Below are 17404 nucleotides of genomic sequence, written 5' to 3' on the forward strand. Positions count from 1 at the left end.
AAAAACCTGCAGATGGCTCTACAGGTTTTATTTTATGGTTCAAAGTATTTTATCCGTTTGCCATTGCAGTATATTCACTTACAAGAAAACTGAAGTAATCCCATTCTACAGAGTTCTTAGGATATTTTTTCATGAAATCCTGATTGTCTCCAAATAGAAAATCATAATTGTCTTCAAAATCATCTTTATGCAGCCACATTACCTTGTTGCCTTTTTTTACATAATAAGATTTGATAACTCCTCCTCCAAGCTGTGGGGATCCCATTACAGAAAAACCTGTTGTTTCTTTGGCTCTGGGATCGTGGTATACCGAAATAATATCATCAAAACCTGGATTGATAACCTGCATCAGAAATTCCTTATCATCTTTTTTGTTCTTTAAAGAAACAGTCTGATTTACAAAATAAATTCTGTCATTGTTGGTGTTTTTTGTCAACTTCTTAGTTCCGAAGTTTCTGATATTCCCCATGTATTTTGCCACTTTTGCAATCTTCTCTGCATTGCTTGGATACACATACATCTCATTGATCTGATCAGCATTGAAAGTAGCATTCTTTTTGGTCACACTGTCTTTGATAGCAACTTCGTAGATCTGCCCTTTTTTGGTTTCAATCTTATTACAGAAACCTTTGTAGGTAGTTCCGTCTTTTAAGATAATGGTAGATGTTTTCTTAGGAGATGGAGTATTAAAACCTTCATTAAAAAGGTAAGTTTCCATTTTTTTGATGTCCTCTTTAGAGTATTTTACTTTCTGCGCGAAAGCAGTTGTGCTTGCTACACATACAGCAAGTAGTAGAGTTTTCAGTCTCATGTATTATTGTTTTTAATTTTCGAGGCTAAAAGTAGTAAATTATTTCGCTTGTTTTATAAAAATATAGAAGATTGAAATTTAGCTTTTCCAATTATTGTTAAATGCGTAATTTTAAGGAAATTTTTTAGAAATGATATACGGAGTAGATGTTTTTACTTTCCATGATGTTCTGGAAATATGTAAAAAACCTAATAAAGCCAAGCTAAACAAAGCAGCAAAAGAACAAATTTTAAAATCTCAGAAAAACGTACAGAAAATAGTAGAGTCAGACAGATGTGTATATGGAATCAATACAGGATTCGGACCATTGTGTGATACTAAAATTTCAGCAGACGAAACCGCTCAGTTACAATACAACCTTATCATTTCTCATGCGGTAGGTGTAGGGAAGCCCATTGATAAAGAGCTTTCCAAGATTATGATGATTGCCAAAGTACATGCGCTTTCGAAAGGATTTTCAGGAGTTTCCCTGGAAGTTATTGAAAGGATGATTCTGATGCTTGAGAAAGATATCATTCCTGTAGTTCCTGAACAGGGATCTGTAGGAGCATCAGGAGACCTTGCTCCCTTAGCACATCTTGTACTGCCTTTACTTGGTTTAGGACAAGTTTGGGAAGGTGATCAGGTTTCTGATACCATGGAGGTTTTGAAAAAACATGACCTTGAACCATTAGCTTTAGGTCCAAAAGAAGGATTGGGATTAATCAATGGTACGCAGTTTATCCTTGCTCATGCGATCAAAGGACTTGAAAAATTTGAATACTTATTAGACCTTGCTGATATGACAGCTGCTATGAGTCTTGAAGCGTACAGAGGATCAGCAAGCCCATTTAAAAAGGAACTTCACGAGATCAGACCTTTCGAAGGCAGTAAAAAAGTGGCGGCAAGAATGCTTAAGTTCTTAAAGGGATCCGAAAATATGAAAGCTCATGAAGATTGTGAGAGAGTTCAGGATCCTTATTCCATGAGATGTGTACCACAGGTTCATGGAGCCAGCAGAAATGCTTTTGAGCATCTTAAAGGAATGGCAGAAACAGAATTGAACTCTGTAACAGATAATCCGATTGTCCTAAGCGCTGAAGAATCTATTTCAGGTGGAAACTTCCACGGACAGCTAATGGCGTTGCCTTTAGATTATGCTACATTAGCAGCTGCGGAATTGGGAAATATTTCAGACAGAAGAAGTTACTTATTATTAGAAGGAAAATATGGACTTCCGAGATTATTAACGGAAAGCTCAGGATTGAATTCCGGATTTATGATTCCTCAGTATACCTCAGCAGCGTTGGTTACAGAGAACAAAACATTATGTTTCCCTGCATCAGCAGACTCTATTCCAACAAGTTTAGGACAGGAAGATCATGTTTCTATGGGAAGTATTTCAGGAAGAAAATTCAATCAGGTTCTTGGAAACCTTGTGAACATTCTTTCTGTTGAGTTGATGTTTGCAGCTCAGGGACTGGAATTCAGAAGACCGGCGAAATGCTCTAAAGTAATTGAAGAAAACTTTGCTATTCTTCGTTCTAAAGTTGCCAAGCTGGAAGATGACAGACTGATCGGTAAAGATATGCTCGCAATTGCTGAGTTAATTAACGAAAGAAAATTTGTTGTCAACTAATCCAAATAAAATAAAGGCTTCCGAAAGGGAGCTTTTTTGTTTTCTACTAAATAATGGCTGGGTTTAAACCTATAAGGTTTGATTCTATCCACATTCATCTTTTAATCAAATAAAAATGCATATCCTCAGAACAGATTCCACTAATAAAGATTTTCAGGGCCTTGTAAAACTCCTCGATGCCACTTTGTCTGAACATAATGGTGAAAATGATGACTTCTTTGCTCAGTTCAATACAATAGATACCATCAAAAACTGTGTCGTAGCTTATATAGATGATATTCCCGCAGCCTGCGGAGCATTCAAACCATTTTCAGAAGATACTGTAGAAATTAAAAGAATGTTTACCCATCCGGAATTCAGAAAGAAAGGACTAGGTTCCACCATTGTAAAAGAACTTGAAAGTTGGGCAACAGAATTGAACTTTACAAAAGCTGTTTTGGAAACTTCCAGGGATCTTAAAAGTGCCATCTCAGTTTATCAAAAAAGTGGTTTTTATCAAATACCCAATTATGGACAATACGTTGGAATAGAGCAAAGTGTATGCTACGGGAAAGTATTGTAATTTAATATTCATGTAATGCTAAATTCATTTTTTTTCAATTTTTAATTCCCGTTAAAGTGTTATATTGTGGCCTCAACCAAAATTATAACATATGAAAAAAACTGTATTCCTATTAGCAATATTTTTTGCTTTAAACTCTTGCTCGAGAGAAGAACTTCAGAACGAAAATGTAAAAACCGAAATGGCCCAGAAAGATCCATTGACTGCAAAACAGATCAACGAAAGGATCAATCAGGCGATTAAAACGGACGGTACTTTCAATTGGAAGAATGAATCCGATCATTTTGTATGGAGTGCTATTTTCCGTGGAAATAAAATGGTCTCTATCGGTTTTGGAGCTTCTAAAGATGACTTCGACAGAAGTAAATCTCCAAACAGCAGCGATATTGAAAAGGAAGTTCTTTCTGTAATCAAAAAATATGAAGGAAAAGACGAAAGAAATTTTCTTCTTCTTTCAGATCAATATCTTAATCAGATGGATGTTGTGATAGAAAATGAGGAAACTGTTTCCGCGCTCCGACAAATGAAAAACATCCGATATGTAGAACCGGCAGACTATCATTATTTTGAATTTGAAGCTCAATATAATGCAGCTGCAAAATCTTCAGGAAGTGGCTCGTCAGGATGTGGGTTCTCATCATCTACCTTAAGTACTGCAGACTATACTTCAACGACACCAAGTGCAAAAATACCTTGGGCTTTTGCTAAGCATAATATTCCTGATGCATGGAGCTACAGTACAGGTGCAGGTGTTACAATAGGACTTATTGATACAGGAGTTTCTCCTGAACAGACTTTGTTGGGAGGAAGTTTTAATAATGGAGCTTCTTCAGGAAGAACGATCAGTAAATACGGAGTATATAATTCAGATGGATCCGGAGATCAGTGTGGACACGGAACAAAAATGGCTTCCGTAATGGCAGCACCAAGAAATAATGCAGGATTACCTGTAGGAGTAGCTTATAATGCCAATCTTATTGCCTACAGAGCTGCAGAAAATGTTGTTCTTGAAACTTCCAGTGAACAGACTGCTGTAAAAACGGCTTTCACAGAATTGGGTAACAATACCAGTGTAAAAATCATCTCTATGTCAATGGGACATATCTTCTCCGTCGGAAAAATTGAAGATGGGGTTAAATATGCTTATTCTAAAGGAAAGCTGATCTTCTGTGCAGGTGGTACTTCAACCAGTTTCACTAGTTTTGTCGGAGTCATTTTCCCTGCATCAATGCCGGAAACTCAGGCGATAACAGGAGTAAAAGAAAATACTTCCAATCAGAAATGTGATGTGTGCCACTCTGGAAGTCAGATTGATTTTACTTTCCAGATGGAGAGACCTTCAGGGAATACTGTTCCTGTATTAAGCTATTATAATGGTCAGGCAGATTATGTAGGTGGTTCTTCAGTGGCTACAGCAGCTACAGCAGGAATTGCAGCTTTGGTTTGGGCTAAAAATCCATCATGGACAAGAGATCAGGTACTGAATAAAATGAGACAGTCTGCTACCTACTATCCAAATGTAAATTCAAGCTATGGCTACGGAAACATCAATGTTCTGAAAGCGGTACAATAAATAATAATTCCATAAAAAAGAAAAAGGAAATATCTCAGCTGAGGTATTTCCTTTTTTATTGTAATATAGATTAGATTATCCTATCCTTACACTTGTCATACTCAATGATCCACCAATAAGCTCGTCATTGAATAAACTAAGCTCTTCGGACTTATCTTTCAGCCCTAAAGAGTAAAGTAGAGGAAGATAATGATCAGGTGTAGGAACAGCATATTGTAAGAAAGTCCCTTGTTTCTGATAATCAATAATATTTTGAAAGTTACCGTCAAGTAACCAGTTGTTGGTTTTTTCACGGGCTTCCACTGCCCAGTCCCAGCCAGCTCCCACTGTATTTATATTTTTCCAGTCGATGAGGCGGAGGTTATGAACAATATTTCCACTTCCGATAATAAGAATACCTTTTTCACGAAGTTTGTTGAGTCTTTTGGCAAGATCATAATGATACTGCGGAGGCTTTGTATAGTCAATACTCAGCTGGATCACCGGAATATCGGCATCAGGATACATATGTTTGATAACTGACCATGCACCATGATCCAGTCCCCAGTTGTGGTCTTCTTCCACATCTACAGGAAGAAGTAATTCCGCTGTTTCTCTCGCCAGTTCCGGACTTCCCGGAGCAGGATACTGTACATCAAAAAGTGCTTTTGGAAAACCATAAAAATCATGGATGGTTTTCGGCATATCCATAGCGGTTACAAAAGTTCCGTCTGTATACCAGTGGGCAGAAATACAAAGAATTGCATTAGGTTTTGGAATTTCTGAGGCAGCTTTTCGGAAACCCTGTACAAATTGGTTCTCTTCAATGGCATTCATTGGTGAGCCATGTCCAAGAAATAAAACAGGCATTCTCTGTGTGCTTTTAAAACCGTCGCTTATGTTTTGAAGATCGTTGAGGTTCATAAATATTGAAGATTATAAAAAAATAAAAGGTTCAAGACTTTTAGAAAAATCCCTGAACCTTTTATACTATATGTTATTTACTATGCCTGTTTTACAAACTGTAATTCACCAGCTACTTTTACATCATCGCTTACCATTACACCTCCTGCTTCAAGAGCGGCATTCCAGTTTAATCCGAAGTCTTTTCTGCTGATTTTTCCTTCAAAAGAGAAACCTGCTTTTGTATTTCCCCATGGGTCTACATTGATTCCTCCGAAATCTACGTCAAGATTTACAGGTTTTGTAATTCCGTTGATGGTAAGATTTCCAACGATAGAATTATTTAATGCCTGAGATTCAAAAGTGATTGTAGGATGTACTTCAGCATTGAAGAACTCTGCAGACTTTAAGTGGTTATCTCTGTCTGTATTGTTTGTGAATACAGAATCCGTTTGGATTGTAGCAGTAGTTTTAGCGTTTGCAAAAAATTCATCTTCAGATTCAATTTCAGCAGTGAAAGTTCTGAAGCTTCCTTTTACGTTAGAGATCATCATGTGTTTTACTTTGAAAGTAATTTCACTATGCGTAGGGTCTAAAATCCATTTTGTTGCCATTGTATTTTGTATTTTTTGTTTGTTATTAATGATGCAAATTTAGGACAGCGCACCTATATGAGTCATTGATATAGGATAAGAAATGAGTTTTTTTGTCAATGGTCAATTTTGCTACGCAAGTGAATGGTGAATACTACACATTTCCAATAATTAAAATTGACAAGCGCAGCGGATTGACTATTCACGATTCACTTATCCAAAAAATTCTACTATTAAGTTAAGAAATAATTCCTTTGAATGCATGAATTCTATTTTATGAATGTTTTAATTTAACATTTCTTAACGAATGATTTTTATTTCTTATTTTTGGTGGATTCAATTTTATACAATGAAATTACATAAATTTTCTTTATTGATGCTGGTTTTAGGCAGTTCAGCATTTGCCCAGACCCAGAAATTTATCATGGCGGAGGCTGTAAATGGAATGAGAACCAACCTTGCTGTAAAAAATATCTCCCAGTTTTCATGGGCTGCAGACGGAAAATCTTATATCCAGGCCGTGAAAGGTGGTTATCTGATTACAGATTTGAAGACCAGCAAACAGGATACTCTGATCTCGTTGAGTCAACTGAACAGAAACCTTTCCAATGATAAGTTTAAAGCTGTTCCACCTATTAAATTTACAGGAAATTCCAATGGCTATTTTACGACAGGTGGTAAAATGTCGTGGATTGAAAAATCAGGAAACGACTGGAAAGTAAAAAGCACAGCTACCATTGATCAGGATGCTGCAAACGTGAAAATGTTTGGTGACGGTCAGACTTTTGCCTTCACAACAAAGAATAATTTATTTATAAACAGAAACGGGAAAACCATTGCGGTTACCAACGAAACGAACGAAAATATCATTAGCGGACAAGCTGTTCACAGAAATGAATTTGGAATTGATACCGGAATTTTCCCGGCTCCAAACTCTGAGAGTGTAGCTTTCTATAAAATGGATCAGAGCATGGTTGCAGATTACCCAATCATCGATTGGTCTGTAACTCCGGCCGTAAATCATAATATCAAATATCCAATGGCTGGTCAGACTTCTCACCAGGTGACATTAGGGGTGTTCAATATTAAAACTCAAGCTACTACTTTCTTAAAAGTGGAAGGCGAAAAAGACCAATATCTAACGGCTGTAACCTGGAGTCCGGATTCAAAATACATCTTTGTAGGTGTACTGAACAGAGGTCAGAATCATATGAAAATGAATCAATATGATGCTGCGACAGGAGAATTGGTAAAAACTTTATTTGAGGAAACAGACAGTAAATATGTTGAGCCACAGCATCCACTTACATTCTTCCCAAACTCTAATACAGACTTCATTTGGCAGAGCCAGAGAACAGGATATAACCATCTGTTCCACTATAGCCTTGAAAAAGGACTGGTATCTCAAATTACAAAAGGTGACTGGCTGGTAACGGAGATTTTAGGATTCAATGAAAAGAAAAAGGAAATCTATTTTACATCAACAAAAGAGACTCCTTTGGAAAGACATTTATACAGAATCAACTGGACCAATTTCAAAATGCAAAAGCTTGATAATGCAGAAGGAATGCACATCGGAACTTTGAGCAGCGATGGAAATTATCTGTATGACACTTACAGTAATGCCAATTCACCAAGAGTTGCCAACATTATCAATACAGCGAATTTAAAAACTACCAATATCCTTACTTCTGAAAATCCATTAAAGAATTATCAGAGACCGGAAATTAAAAACGTAACTTTAAAAGCAGATGACGGAACTCCTTTGTACGGAAAAATCATTCTTCCAACCAACTTTGATCCAAATAAAAAATACCCCACCATTGTTTATCTGTACAACGGACCACACTTGCAGCTGATCACAAATACTTTCCCTGCTTCAGGAAATCTTTGGTATGAATATATGGCCCAGAACGGTTATATTATTTTTACGATGGACGGAAGAGGTTCTTCTAACCGAGGAATGAAGTTTGAGCAGGCTGTATTCAGAAACCTGGGAACTACAGAAATGAATGACCAGATGAAAGGAGTAGACTACTTAAAGTCGCTTCCTTATGTAGATGGAGATAAAATGGGAATCCATGGATGGAGTTTCGGAGGATTTATGACAACAAGCTTCATGCTTCGTAAACCGGATGTATTCAAAGTGGGTGTAGCAGGAGGACCTGTAATCGACTGGAGCATGTACGAAATCATGTACGGAGAAAGATATATGGATACTCCACAGGAAAATCCACAGGGATATGCAGCGGCTAATCTTCTGGATAAAGTTCAGAATCTGAAAGGAAAACTGCTGATGATCCACGGAGCTCAGGATGATGTAGTAGTATGGCAGCATTCTATTAAATTCATCAAATCTGCAGTGGATAACGGAGTTCAGTTGGATTACTTTACGTATCCGGGACATCCGCATAATGTGATTGGGAAAGACAGAGTTCACCTGATGCAGAAAATCACAGATTATTTTGATCTATATCTGAAGAAATAATATTACAATCCAGTCTAGCTTTAGGCTGGATTTTTTGTTTTGCTAAAAAAGGATTAGGATTTTTTGAAAACGCAAAGGCGCAAGATTATTGAATACTTCATATTGTAAGACGCAAAGATTTTATCTGCGATAAAATTTTATAATCCTAATACTATAACAATTAATCTTGCTGAAAATCTTTGATTTTCTTGCGCCTTAAAACAGTATAAAGATAAAAATTCCTTGCGCCTTTGCGTTACCCAACAAAAGCACTACTCATTTTTCTCAACACTTCCGATCTTACCAAACATCAATGTTTTTGATTTTTCATAGTGGTAATTTTGTATTACTAAAATCAACAATATGGAATTAGGAATAGGAATGTTCGGTGATCTGGCTTTAGACCAGTCAACCGGAAAATATAGAGATGCAGGAATTAAGATCCGTGAAATACTGGATCAGGTAAAATTGATGGATGAGGTGGGTATTGATGTCTTTGCAATGGGAGAGCATCACCGTCCGGATTATGCTGTTTCCTCTCCGGAAATAGTTCTGGCGGCGGCCGCAAGTATTACAAAAAATATAAAACTGGCCAGTGGAGTTACTGTTTTGAGCTCTTCGGAACCGGTAAAAGTATATGAAGATTTTTCAACACTGGATCTGATTTCTGACGGAAGAGCTGAGATATTCGTGGGACGGGGAAGTTTCATTGAGTCATTTCCGTTGTATGGATATTCATTGAATGATTATGAACAGTTATTTGATGAAAAACTGGAATTGTTACTGAAAATCAATTCTGAAGAAAACGTAAGCTGGTCAGGAAAACTTCGTGCACCGATGCAGAACCAAACTGTCTATCCAAGAGCAAAAAATGACGGGAAACTTTCAATCTGGAGAGCTGTTGGTGGAACTCCTCAATCTGTTTTGAGCGCGGCTCAGCTTGGAATGCCTTTAGTGGTAGCCATTATTGGAGGAATGCCAATTCAGTTTAGAAATCTGATTGAATTTTATAAACAGGAATACCAAAAAGCGGGACATGATGTTTCAAAAATGCAGATTGCCGTTCATTCACATACTTTTGTGAGTGACGATCAAAATGTAGTAGATGGGTATTTCCATAATTATAAATCCCAGATGGACAGGATAGGGGCTTCCAGAGGATGGGCTCCTTATACTAAAGCACAGTATGAAGGCGGAAGAAGCAAAGACGGCGCTTTATTTATCGGAAGTCCGGCAGAAGTAGCAGACAAAATTGCTTATATGAAGGAAATCTTCGGAATCACAAGATTTATCGGGCACATGGATGTGGGAGATCCTGCTCATGATGTGATGATGAAATCTATTGAATTATTCGGAAAAGAGGTAAAACCTGCCATTAAAGATTTATAAAATAAAAGAGACTGTCTCAGAAGTGTCATTCTGACGAAGGAAGAATCTCATAGATAACCAAATACATGAGATTCTTCACTACATTTATGAACTTCGTTCGCAGACTTTCAGTCTGTGTTCAGAATGACAAAAGCCAAATTGTTTGACTTTTGAGATAGTCTCTTTCTATAGAAATCACAAAAATTATATTTCCTGATAATAGGCGATTGACATCTGAGGATGAAACGGAAGCATGAAAGTTTCCCATCCATTTTCCAGGTCTGTTTCTTTGCTGAGAAGGTATTTACCATCAATAATATCAATCAGTAGAAGTTCAGGTGAGAAAAAAGTAAGACCTATTTTATGTTTTGAAGGATCTTCGAGATGAGAAGAGACCAGATCTAATTTAAAATTTTCAAACGGAAAATAAGTATTCCCTAAAACATCCGGAATACTTCTGATTATTCCACCCAATTGCGAAACATAATTGTTAGCCGCACTGCTCAATAAAAAAGGGATTTTCTGAGCGTTCGGATTTTTCTGAAGCAGTTCCCAATAATTCTTTACGGGATTATCTTTGTCATCAAAAACCTGATGCTGAATTTTATATTCAAAATAAGTGTCATCAAATACATAGCGATCCCAAATCATTTCCGAACTTTGATCGATAACAATACGGAAAGCGAGTTTTATTTTTTTCATCGTTTCATCCATTTTATCATTTTACACTTCCATAAAAAGAATCAGGGCATTTTCACTTAAAGCTTCAAACTCCAGTTCTTCAAGTTCCCAAAGCAGAATAGCATCCCGGTTTTCCATCAGTCTGTTCTGAAATTCAAATGCGCCGTTGAGAACCATTCCGAAAATAGATTTATCAGCATCTTTCAATGCATAATATCCTTCAGCACGTCCATTATAAAGTCCGATAAAGTTAGGCTGCTGTAATACCTTAGAAATAGTAAAGACATTGTTTTTTAGGGTGAAATCCAGTACATTTTTGGTGTAGTTCTGAATATTTTCTTGTTTTTTTAATTCAAAAATTAAAAGATCTGTCTGATCGTGATAGATCATATTTTTGATGACAATATCTTTTCCTTTCTGGGTATTCAGCGTGAGAGAGATTCCTGCCGAAATTGTTTCATAAAAATCATTGATAATAATTTCCCCGTACAAAGGCAGTATGAGAAGAGTTCTTTCTTCTTCAAAACTGAGTCTTAATTCTCCTTCAATATCCAGAACCACCTCTTTGACGTTATACAGAGTATAAGTTCTATCTTTATCGTTAAGAATCTCAGTAACGGTATTTTTATCATTTTCCTGCCAGATTCTGAAATCGTTTTTGAAAATTTTTGAAGGGCTTTGAACTAACATAGGAGACATTTTAATATTCCCACGAGACACAGATCTATACATTGCTTTTGAGGATGATAAACAAACAATTCCTATTGAGATCAGACCTGTGCTTTGTGGAAATGGGATAATAACTAATATTTAAGAAACTTTTCAGAGTTTATGCCGATACTTTTATCGTATGAGTGAGAGCAAAACCACCACTTACACTTCCTGAGACAGCAGACATTTCATTAGAGGTTCCATCACTGAACACATTATCATTGGCATTGTAGGTGTAGCCGCTCATTCCTTTGTATCCGGTACTTGCTGCTACCAGTACCACAGCACTGTCACTTCCCTCAGGAAATGCAATCTGAGTCACCAATAAAGACTGTCCTGCAGAATTATAAACATGAACATGGATATGAGTGGCTCTCCCATTGTACCAACCCGGAAAAATAGAAGTGAATTTTACCTGACCATTCGCATCTGTAGTCTGTCTTCCTCTTAAAAAATGAACCGTCGTGTAGTTGGTAGGCTGCATTCCTGTTCCTCCATATTCAGAGTAGTTTCCATCTTTATCGCAGTGCCAGATATCCACAAAAGCGCCCTGTAAAACTGCACAGCTGGTATTCACATTCTGTATCGTGATCGTAATGGTAAAAGGAACTCCGGTTCTGTCGCTCACAATATTACTTTGAACCAAGCTTGATGGAGATTTTGTAGGAAACGGCCCTTCAGTTTCAGTATTGGTAACCGAACATCCTGTAGAACCTGATCCTGTTGAGGTACCAGAAGATGAATCCGTAATATCATCATCATTTCCGCAATGGATTAAAAGAGGAGCGGCAACGGCTGTTACTCCGGCTAATCCAAGGCTTTTCAGAAAGCCTTTTCTATTCATTGTTTTCATAATACAGGGTTTTAAGATTATATTTTTGGCTGGAAGAGGGAGGCTGGGAGTGGGAAGTTATTTGGAACTATAAAACATCCAGAGCTTTGCTCACAGCTTTCAGCCTTTTCTTATTCCAAAAGTATTTTCAAAAAACGGTGCAGGAAAATTTATGAGGTAAACGAATAAAATGTGTCGGTAAATGAGTGTTTTTTAAGAATTATTAAGAGTTTGCATGGGAGTTTGAAGAGGGAAACCGGATGTATTAAGCTATGTTTTAAAGACGTTCAATACTCCCATCTTCCATTCTTCTGCTTCCATCAGAACTTAACCAATCACTTATTCACAATCTTCATCACAAGATCTTTGTAGGTTTCTCCGATAGGAATGATGAAATCTCCAATGTGAATATTGCGGTTGACAATGGTTTTAATATTCTGTATGGGAACGATATAAGAACGATGGACTCTTACAAAATCCTTTTCAGAGAGTTTTTCCATAATATTTTTCATGGAAGAACGTGCGGTAATCGTTGAGTGATTAGTTAAATGAATCTGGATATAATCATCAAGCCCTTCAATCAGCAGAATATCATCGTAGTTGATCTTATGGAGTTTGTAATCGGCACGTATGGAAAGGTATTTTATTTCGTCAGCATCAGTATTGATTTTCACCTTCTCTACCGCTGCTTTGAATCTTTCAAAAGAAAATGGTTTTAGCAGATAATCAACGGCATTGATACTGAATGCATCTACAGCATATTCCGAGTAGGCTGTGGTAAAGATAACTTTAGTGTTCTGGGAAATGTTTTTATAAAAATCCATTCCGTTTTTAGATGGCATTTCTATGTCCAGAAAGATGAGGTCTACAGGGAATTTATTAAGATATTTTTGGGCATCACTTTGAGTATTGAAGACCTTTTCAAGAGAGAGGTTTTCAATTTTTCCGGCATAATTCTCAATAATTTTTAAAGCGAGAATTTCATCGTCAAGAGCGATGGCTTTTATCATAAGGTTAGAGTAAATTAATTTTTAAATCCACTTCAAAAATCTTTCCATCATTGATCATGCTCAAAGAATGTTTCCCAGGATACATCTGTTGTAAATGTTCAAGAGTATTCTTTAATCCTACTTTCAAGCTCTCTTCATCTGTAATATTCCGGTTCACAATATTATTAAAAACATGAAAATGAAATTGTTCTTCCTCAATCATGATGTTGATCGCTATTTTAGAGGTTTCTTCAGCATTAAAGCCATATTTGAAGGCATTTTCAATAAAATTAACCAAAATAAAAGGAGCTATTTGCAAATCCTTTGTCTCTCCGGTTTCTGTATACGAAAAATCGAGGCTGTTGTCTGTTCTGATCAGTTGCAGAGCTATATAATCTTTTACATATTCAATTTCTTTGCTGAGCTTTACCAGATCTTTACTGCTTTCCTGAACTACGTAGCGCATCACATTGGAAAGTTTCAGAATACTGTTGGGAGCATCATCAGATTTGAATAAAGCCAGTGAGTAAATGGAATTGAGAATATTGAACAGAAAATGAGGCTGCAGCTGATATTTTAAGCTTAATAATTCTGCTTTCGCTTTGGAACGTTCCAATTCTTTTTTCTCGATATTCTTAAAAATAAAAAGAGAGGATAAAAAGGAGAATAGAAAAGGAAGAAGTGATGAAAAAATCATCTGGATATAATAGTTATTTCTGTTCTGGAAGTTGCCCTGTGGAAATCTTTCTCCCATTGGTGGAGGCATATCTCCATTGGGATTTAATGGAGGCGGCTGCATCTGCATAGGAAAATTCCGGGCCGAAATTCTGCTTTCTTCAGTAAGATAATTAGGAATAAAAATCATGAGCCCGAAACAGATCAGAATACAGATTATAAACGGGATATATTTCTTCTTGCTGTAGAATTTGGGAAGGAAAAGATTAAGGTTTAGGTAAAAAAAGATGACAACCAATACGAACCGGATAAACTCTCTCTGAAATGGGGAAACCTTAAATACAGATAATGTTCCGTCAAAATCAGGAGAAGAAACAATCGGAATTGTTAAGAGTAACAGAATAAGGATAATATGTTGCCCGATTTTTTTCACACTGTATAATTATTTAAGACTGAACATGCCTTGTAAAAAACATGGATTAAGATTCTTTTTCATTCAAATGTAATAAAATGAGCCATAAAAAAATACACTTAAGCAGAAAATCAAAAAATTTCATAGCTTAAGTGTACTTTCAAGAAAAGAAGTTTGTTACTGAAAATTGTTTATACAATCTCGATCAGACTTCCTCTTTCTTCGTCTTTAATAATATTGAGTGCCGTAGGAATTTTCTCTTTCAGTTCTTCCACGTGCGAAATAATTCCCACAATTCTGTTTTCTTTCATCAGATTGGTGAGTGTTTCAAATACGATATTCACAGATTCCGTATCCTGTGTTCCGAAACCTTCATCAATAAAGAAGAAATTTTTATCTGCCTGTGCATTGGCCTGAACGCTTTCTGCAAGAGCGAGAGCCAGACTTAAAGATACCTGAAATGCCTGCCCTCCGGAAAGCGTTTTTACACTTCTGCTTTTTCCTTCATTGAGGTAATCGATGATTTCAAAATCGTTATTTTCATTAAGCTGAAGGCTCAGTTGATTTCTCGTCATGCGATGAAAACGTACATTGGCATGATCGCAAAGCTGTCTCAGATAAATAGATGAAACATATTGTACAAAGCCTGCTCCTTTAAACAGGTTCATCATGATCTTCAGATTTTCCGAACGTTTCTGAAGCTTTGTAAGCTCTTTCAGAAGTTCCTCTTTTTTCACAAATTCCTTTTCCAGACGTTCTATTTCTGCAGTTTTTGTGACTACAGAATCACTGATCTGTTTTTGTTCGGTTTGTGCTTCATTGAATTGCTTTTCAGTCAGAGAAAACCGTTCATTATCGAATGAAAGTCCCTTCAACTTTAATTCTAGCTCTCCGATGAATTTCTTTAAAGCTTCAAATTCAACTTTGAAATGCTGAACTTTAGCTCTCACCAGCTGAACATCAATTTCCTGAAGTAAAATATGCTCAACCTCTTTGAATTCTGTGAAGTTTTGATCTGTTAAAGCTTTGACAATTGCCTCCTCATTGTTGGAAATTTCCTTTTCAAGTTCTGCAATCTGTTTTTCAGACTGGCTGACAATGGCTTTTTGCTCTGCCAGTTTAGGAGAAAGGATTTTTTCCTGTTCTAATGCCTTCTGGTAATTTTCCTCAGTTTCCTTGTTGGATTGTACCAGCTTTTGATAAGATTTTTCAATCTCAGATTTTTCCTTTTGGATATACTGATTCCAGTCCAGGATTTTAAGACCGGAACGGCTGATATTGATCTGTTCCTGTTTCGAAACTTCCTCTAAACGGAAAGCTTCCAGAGCACTTTTATACTTTTCCAGAGTTTTGGTTTCCCTGTCAAGATTTTCTCTTTCCAAAGTAATATTCCGTTCAGTTTCCTCAATCTTTTTTTCTAAAATGAATGAATCTGAACGTTTTTTCTCAAACTCTTCTTCCTGATCAGGAGAAAATGTTTTCCATGTAAAATTCAGGATATGATTTTCAATATCTTTTTGAATCTGAAGGACGATTTTCTGTTCCGAAAGAAGCTGTTCTTCAAAGATTTTTTTACGGTCCAGAATTTTGTCAATTTCAGCTTCCTGTTTTTGAAGACCAATAGCTTCCTGTTCCACAGAAGTTATTTTCTCCTGAATTTCCTTCAACTCAGCATTCACATCATGAAATTCCACAATATGCGGATGCTCTTTAGATCCGCAAAGAGGACAGTTTTCACCGTCATGAAGTTCATTGGCAAAACGGGAAAGCTCTTTTTGTATTTTGAGATGATCCAGTTTCTGGGAAAGTTCCTTTTTTTGAGTCTCTAAGGTTTCTTTTCTGATTCTGAAATCTTCTTTATAATTTTCGTTATAAGCAAAAGGTTTCAATTCTTCTGCAATTTCTTCGATTTGTTTTTGATGTTTCCCGATCTTTTCAGTTTGTTCCTGGAGTGATTTTTTCAAATTCTTGTGTTGAATAAACCAGTTGCCCACTTCAGAAAGCAGTGCAGAATCAAGTTTCTGTTCCTTTAAACTTTTAATCTGTACAGAAAGTTCATCAATGGTCTTTTGAATTTTCTCTTTGTGAACATTTACTTCTTTTACTTTTTCAGACCCTTTTTGAGTTCTTTCATTCAGAGTTTTGATCTCTTCAGAAAACGTCAGGATCTGAATGATGAGATTCAAATCATTTTCCTGAATTCTGGATTGCTCCAATGCTTTAAACTGTGGTTCAAGAGCAGTAAGCTGTTCCTTGATGATATTGAAAGCCTTTTCAGTTTCCTGTTGGTTTTTGATCTGCTGTTCTTTCTCATTTCGCTTGTCTGAAATCTCTTTTGAAAGCTTATTTTTCTCAATAATCAATGGGTTGAAAAGCCTGAAAATACGGTCGTATAATTCTGCCTGTGCTTCCAGAGTATCCATTGGAGACTTTTCTTCTGAGAGTTTATTGAATTTTTCTTTATTCTGTTGTAAACTGTCAAAGTCACTTTTTAAGTTTTTCAACTGCTGATAAGTCTGGGAGATCTTTTCCAGTTTTTCATTTGATTCTGAGAGTTTTTTCTGTTCCTCAGTAAGCTGCTCTTTTTGAATCTGAATTTTTTTCTCATTAATTTCTTCAAAACCTTTCAATTGACCTTCCAGCTGATCCAGTTCAGATCTGTTTTTGACATTGAGTGCAGAAACATTGTTCTGAAGGTCAAATTTTTGAAGATTGAAGATCTCCTTCATCATATTCGTTCTTTCTGCAGCGCCCAATTCAAGGAATTCTTTGAACTGTCCCTGCGGAATAATGATAGTTCTTTTGAAGTTGGAATAGCTCAACCCAATAATAGCTTCCGCATTCGAATGATCTAAAGGAATCCATTTTCCATTGATGTTCTCATAAAAAGTAACGGTATTAGGTTTTACCTCTTCGAATTTTTTGGAATTTCTCTTAAAATCACGGGTAGCACGGAACAATTTATTCTCATAATTTACAAAATCAAATTCTATATAAGAACTGTTTGATTTTAAATTCATCATGTTATAAGCCCTTTTATCACGCATGTTCAAACGCTCCGTTTCTCCATATAAAGCAAACGAGATAGCTTCAAGAACCGATGATTTTCCGGAACCTACTGCTCCGAAAATACCAAACAGTCCGGCTTCGGTAAGATTTCTGAAATCAATCGTCTGGCGCTCCTGATACGAGTAAAGTCCTTCGATAGTTAATTGAACAGGGATCATGGC

At 36.5% G+C, this 17404-nt stretch carries 14 protein-coding genes; 5 read left to right on the top strand and 9 right to left on the bottom strand.

Annotated elements, in window-relative coordinates; genetic code table 11:
- Window positions 1–49: 49 nt before the first annotated feature.
- Window positions 50–811 (bottom strand): hypothetical protein, encoded by a 762-nt coding sequence (locus tag ACKTTZ_RS11740; RefSeq protein ID WP_142018539.1) that lies wholly within the window; start codon window positions 809–811, stop codon window positions 50–52.
- Window positions 812–941: 130 nt separating this feature from the next.
- Here ACKTTZ_RS11740 and hutH point away from each other — a divergent pair, with 130 nt between their 5' ends.
- The 3 genes from hutH to ACKTTZ_RS11755 all read left to right on the top strand — a co-directional run bounded on the left by hutH (window position 942) and on the right by ACKTTZ_RS11755 (window position 4564).
- Window positions 942–2429: a histidine ammonia-lyase gene (gene hutH / locus ACKTTZ_RS11745; protein WP_034693297.1), complete on the top strand. Its 1488-nt coding sequence runs from the start codon at window positions 942–944 to the stop codon at window positions 2427–2429.
- A 115-nt stretch (window positions 2430–2544) separates the two neighbouring features.
- The gene (locus ACKTTZ_RS11750; protein ID WP_407848936.1) at window positions 2545–2991 is read left to right on the top strand and encodes a GNAT family N-acetyltransferase; all 447 of its coding nucleotides are present in this window, start codon (window positions 2545–2547) and stop codon (window positions 2989–2991) included.
- Window positions 2992–3082: 91 nt separating this feature from the next.
- Window positions 3083–4564, top strand: coding sequence for a S8/S53 family peptidase (locus tag ACKTTZ_RS11755; RefSeq protein ID WP_034693299.1), 1482 nt, complete (start codon window positions 3083–3085; stop codon window positions 4562–4564).
- 75 nt (window positions 4565–4639) lie between these two features.
- Here the strand turns inward: ACKTTZ_RS11755 and ygiD are convergent, their stop codons facing one another.
- On the bottom strand, window positions 4640–5467 hold the full coding sequence (gene ygiD / locus ACKTTZ_RS11760) for a 4,5-DOPA dioxygenase extradiol (protein WP_407848938.1): 828 nt from the start codon (window positions 5465–5467) through the stop codon (window positions 4640–4642).
- Window positions 5468–5547: 80 nt separating this feature from the next.
- Window positions 5548–6060: a YceI family protein gene (locus tag ACKTTZ_RS11765; RefSeq protein WP_062675631.1), complete on the bottom strand. Its 513-nt coding sequence runs from the start codon at window positions 6058–6060 to the stop codon at window positions 5548–5550.
- A gap of 328 nt (window positions 6061–6388) precedes the next feature.
- Here ACKTTZ_RS11765 and ACKTTZ_RS11770 point away from each other — a divergent pair, with 328 nt between their 5' ends.
- Together ACKTTZ_RS11770 and ACKTTZ_RS11775 are read left to right on the top strand one after the other, a co-directional pair.
- Window positions 6389–8527, top strand: a complete 2139-nt coding sequence (locus ACKTTZ_RS11770) for a DPP IV N-terminal domain-containing protein (protein ID WP_407848940.1) — start codon at window positions 6389–6391, stop codon at window positions 8525–8527.
- A gap of 342 nt (window positions 8528–8869) precedes the next feature.
- Window positions 8870–9895, top strand: a complete 1026-nt coding sequence (locus ACKTTZ_RS11775; RefSeq protein ID WP_407848942.1) for an LLM class flavin-dependent oxidoreductase — start codon at window positions 8870–8872, stop codon at window positions 9893–9895.
- A gap of 183 nt (window positions 9896–10078) precedes the next feature.
- Here the strand turns inward: ACKTTZ_RS11775 and ACKTTZ_RS11780 are convergent, their stop codons facing one another.
- From ACKTTZ_RS11780 to ACKTTZ_RS11805, 6 genes are all read right to left on the bottom strand, one after another.
- Complete coding sequence (locus ACKTTZ_RS11780; protein ID WP_407848944.1) at window positions 10079–10576, bottom strand: hypothetical protein; 498 nt, start codon at window positions 10574–10576, stop codon at window positions 10079–10081.
- Between the two features lie 21 nt (window positions 10577–10597).
- Window positions 10598–11245, bottom strand: a complete 648-nt coding sequence (locus ACKTTZ_RS11785) for a hypothetical protein (RefSeq protein WP_407848946.1) — start codon at window positions 11243–11245, stop codon at window positions 10598–10600.
- A gap of 139 nt (window positions 11246–11384) precedes the next feature.
- A complete protein-coding gene (locus ACKTTZ_RS11790) occupies window positions 11385–12119 on the bottom strand; it encodes an intradiol ring-cleavage dioxygenase (RefSeq protein ID WP_407848948.1) in 735 nt (244 codons plus the stop codon).
- 314 nt (window positions 12120–12433) lie between these two features.
- Window positions 12434–13108, bottom strand: coding sequence for a LytTR family DNA-binding domain-containing protein (locus tag ACKTTZ_RS11795; RefSeq protein ID WP_034693310.1), 675 nt, complete (start codon window positions 13106–13108; stop codon window positions 12434–12436).
- Between the two features lie 4 nt (window positions 13109–13112).
- The gene (locus ACKTTZ_RS11800; RefSeq protein ID WP_051934247.1) at window positions 13113–14195 is read right to left on the bottom strand and encodes a histidine kinase; all 1083 of its coding nucleotides are present in this window, start codon (window positions 14193–14195) and stop codon (window positions 13113–13115) included.
- A 170-nt stretch (window positions 14196–14365) separates the two neighbouring features.
- A complete protein-coding gene (locus tag ACKTTZ_RS11805; RefSeq protein ID WP_407848950.1) occupies window positions 14366–17401 on the bottom strand; it encodes an AAA family ATPase in 3036 nt (1011 codons plus the stop codon).
- Between the last annotated feature and the right edge of the window lie 3 nt (window positions 17402–17404).

Origin of the sequence: Chryseobacterium sp. KCF3-3 (assembly GCF_045865955.1) — a bacterium.
Classification (GTDB): domain Bacteria; phylum Bacteroidota; class Bacteroidia; order Flavobacteriales; family Weeksellaceae; genus Chryseobacterium.

What these genes read in the sequence shown, in the direction of transcription:
- ACKTTZ_RS11740 (WP_142018539.1), bottom strand. Translation starts at nt 811, where the DNA reads ATGAGACTGAAAACTCTACTACTTGCTGTATGTGTAGCAAGCACAACT.
- hutH (WP_034693297.1), top strand. Translation starts at nt 942, where the DNA reads ATGATATACGGAGTAGATGTTTTTACTTTCCATGATGTTCTGGAAATA.
- ACKTTZ_RS11750 (WP_407848936.1), top strand. Translation starts at nt 2,545, where the DNA reads ATGCATATCCTCAGAACAGATTCCACTAATAAAGATTTTCAGGGCCTT.
- ACKTTZ_RS11755 (WP_034693299.1), top strand. Translation starts at nt 3,083, where the DNA reads ATGAAAAAAACTGTATTCCTATTAGCAATATTTTTTGCTTTAAACTCT.
- ygiD (WP_407848938.1), bottom strand. Translation starts at nt 5,467, where the DNA reads ATGAACCTCAACGATCTTCAAAACATAAGCGACGGTTTTAAAAGCACA.
- ACKTTZ_RS11765 (WP_062675631.1), bottom strand. Translation starts at nt 6,060, where the DNA reads ATGGCAACAAAATGGATTTTAGACCCTACGCATAGTGAAATTACTTTC.
- ACKTTZ_RS11770 (WP_407848940.1), top strand. Translation starts at nt 6,389, where the DNA reads ATGAAATTACATAAATTTTCTTTATTGATGCTGGTTTTAGGCAGTTCA.
- ACKTTZ_RS11775 (WP_407848942.1), top strand. Translation starts at nt 8,870, where the DNA reads ATGGAATTAGGAATAGGAATGTTCGGTGATCTGGCTTTAGACCAGTCA.
- ACKTTZ_RS11780 (WP_407848944.1), bottom strand. Translation starts at nt 10,576, where the DNA reads ATGAAAAAAATAAAACTCGCTTTCCGTATTGTTATCGATCAAAGTTCG.
- ACKTTZ_RS11785 (WP_407848946.1), bottom strand. Translation starts at nt 11,245, where the DNA reads ATGTTAGTTCAAAGCCCTTCAAAAATTTTCAAAAACGATTTCAGAATC.
- ACKTTZ_RS11790 (WP_407848948.1), bottom strand. Translation starts at nt 12,119, where the DNA reads ATGAAAACAATGAATAGAAAAGGCTTTCTGAAAAGCCTTGGATTAGCC.
- ACKTTZ_RS11795 (WP_034693310.1), bottom strand. Translation starts at nt 13,108, where the DNA reads ATGATAAAAGCCATCGCTCTTGACGATGAAATTCTCGCTTTAAAAATT.
- ACKTTZ_RS11805 (WP_407848950.1), bottom strand. Translation starts at nt 17,401, where the DNA reads ATGATCCCTGTTCAATTAACTATCGAAGGACTTTACTCGTATCAGGAG.